Source organism: Rhodococcus sp. RS1C4 (assembly GCF_002258225.1).
In the GTDB taxonomy this organism is placed as follows: Bacteria; Actinomycetota; Actinomycetes; order Mycobacteriales; family Mycobacteriaceae; genus Rhodococcoides; species Rhodococcoides fascians_E.
Genome location: NZ_NOXZ01000053.1, coordinates 1 through 2,535, shown reverse-complemented (window position 1 = coordinate 2,535; position 2,535 = coordinate 1). Strand labels below are relative to the sequence as shown.

General features: G+C 60.7%; 1 protein-coding gene. It reads right to left on the bottom strand.

Annotated elements, in window-relative coordinates; all coding sequences use genetic code 11:
* The coding region (locus tag CH289_RS27005; protein WP_254924357.1) for a non-ribosomal peptide synthetase at nt 1-2,523 on the bottom strand (2,523 nt) is incomplete at its 3' end.
* Between the last annotated feature and the right edge of the window lie 12 nt (nt 2,524-2,535).

Here is a 2,535-nt window from a genome sequence, read left to right as displayed (position 1 = left end):
CCGCAAACCGGAATCCAACACAAACAACGCATCACCCGGCACCGGCGTACCGATAGGAGCTCCATGACCAGGCTTCATGGGCGCACTCATAGAGGCGTAGAACGTCTCTGTCTCCCCGTAGCCATTGATCATTTCTCGGCCTGAAGCCCACCGATCGACAAGTTCGGGCGAGCATGCCTCACCCCCCACAAAAATGGTCCTTACTTGATCTATTCCCTCGGGCGAGAGCATCTCGAGTGCGGACGGGGTCTGGTTGACGGTGGTGACCTGCTCGTCTACCAGGATTCGGTGAAAGTCCGTTGCGGAGCGGGCGGCATGCTCAGGGATGATCACCAAGCGGCCGCCGTGCAGCAGAGCGCCCCACATCTCCCACACCGACACATCGAACGAGTACGAATGGAACATCGACCACACCTGATCTGGGGAATGTTTGAAAGCATGTTCCGAAGCTGCGTAGGTCTGGGTGACGTTCGTTTGTGTGATGCCGACGCCTTTGGGTGTGCCTGTCGTTCCTGAGGTGTAGATGATGTACGCGAGGAGGTCAGCATTCGGCACCGGCAACGTCGTCGTCGGCTGTTCAGCGACCTTGGGATCCTCGACATCTATCAGTGGGACCCCGGACTTACTGACGCGACCAGCGAGGCTCACCGTGGTCAAAATCGCGGCCGGCGCAGCGTCTTGTAGAACGAATGCCAGGCGCTCGTCAGGGGTGTTGATGTCGATCGGCAAGTAAGCAGAACCCAGCTTCAGCACCGAAAGTATGGCTATCACAGTGTGTTCCGAACGTGGCAGCAACAGTGCAACAACGTCCTCTACTCCCACCCCACGCCCAGCCAACAAATGAGCCAACTGCGTCGATGTGTCGTCCAACTCCTGATACGTCCACGACCGACCCTCGAACACCACCGCTATGACGTCCGGCCGCACCCTCACCTGCTCGGCGAACAACTCCGGAATCGCGGGGTCCACGATCGATTCATTTAGCACTGACCGCGCTCCGAGGGCGTCCAGCTGCGTCAGTTCTCTCTCGTCAAGCAAGTCGATTGACGCCACCGAGCGGTCCGTGCCGGCGAGCATCGTCGTGAGCACCCGCTGCCAGCGGGTAACAAGTTGTTTTACAGTTTCGGCGTCATAGACGTCGGTGCGGTACTCGACCAGACCCCCAATGCCTATGGGACGGCCGGAGTTGTCGAACCGCTCACGCAGGCTGAAAGTCAAGTCCATTCGAGCGGTCAAGGTGTCCGTGCGCTGCGGGGAAATGTCGAGACCTGGCAGAGACAGATCGGGCAGGGTGACGTTTTGCCAGGCGAACAGGATTTGGATCAACGGATGGTGAGCCTGCGTACGGACCGGATTGAGGCGCTCGACAAGCGCATCGAACGGCACATCTTGGTTCGCGAACGCGTCCAGGCTCCGCTCCCGTACCTCCTCCAACAAATCACCGAAGTTCATCTCGGCTGAAACCCGCGTACGCAACACCAGCGTGTTGACGAAAAACCCGACCATGCCGTCAAACTCGGTTCGCCCCCGCCCCGCCGTCGGCACCCCGAACGCCACATCCGCGCTCCCGCTCAAACGCGCCAACAGCACCGAAAGCGCCGCCGACATCACCATGAACGTCGTCGCATTGCGTTCCCGCGCCACAACCCGCACGAGTTCCTGCAGTTCGGCGGGCCATTCGACGACGACTTGGCCGCCCTGATGGTTGGCGACGGCGGGGTAAGGCCGGTCCGTGGGAAGCTCCAGCAGTCCCGCGTATCCAGCGAGGTTCCGCTCCCAGAAAACTGTTTGTCGACCAGATCGGGTATTAGGATCGTCGGCCTCGCCGAGGAGCTTGTGCTGCCAGATTGTGAAGTCGGCGTACTGAACGGGCAACGGCTCCCAGCCTGGCTCCGTCCGGGTGGTGCGGGCCTGATATGCGGTAGTCAGGTCGCGAACCAGCGGCGAGAGAGATGATCCGTCGGCGGCGATGTGGTGCATTGCCAGGGCCAGATGGTGTTCCGTGGTCGAGACTGCGAAAAGCCTTGCACGAAAGGGAATCTCGGTTTCTAAGTCGAAGGCGTGGCGGGTGACAATACCGACCGCCTCATCCAACTGTTGATCGGTCCAGTTGGTGGCGTCGATGACTTTGCAGGCGACAAGCCCTTCAGAGGCATCGAGAATGCACTGCTCGGGCACGCCAGCCGTAGCGGGAAACACTGTGCGAACACTCTCGTGCCGGGCTACGACATCGGCAACCGCCAGGGTCAGCGCGTCGACGTCGAGTAGACCGATTAGGCGTAGTACCAGAGGGATGTTGTATGTCGCCGATGGTCCCTCTAGCTGATGGATGAACCACAACCGACGCTGGGCGAACGACAGCGGCAACTGGGCCGGACGCGCATATGGCTCCCAGATTTGCCTGGTGCCCGACTGTCCTCCACCCACCACACGAGCCAGGCCCGCTACGGTGGGGGCTTCCATGAGTGCACGGACGCTGATTTCACAGTCGAAGGTTTCCTGCACGGCGGCTACGACACGCATCGCAGAGAGCGA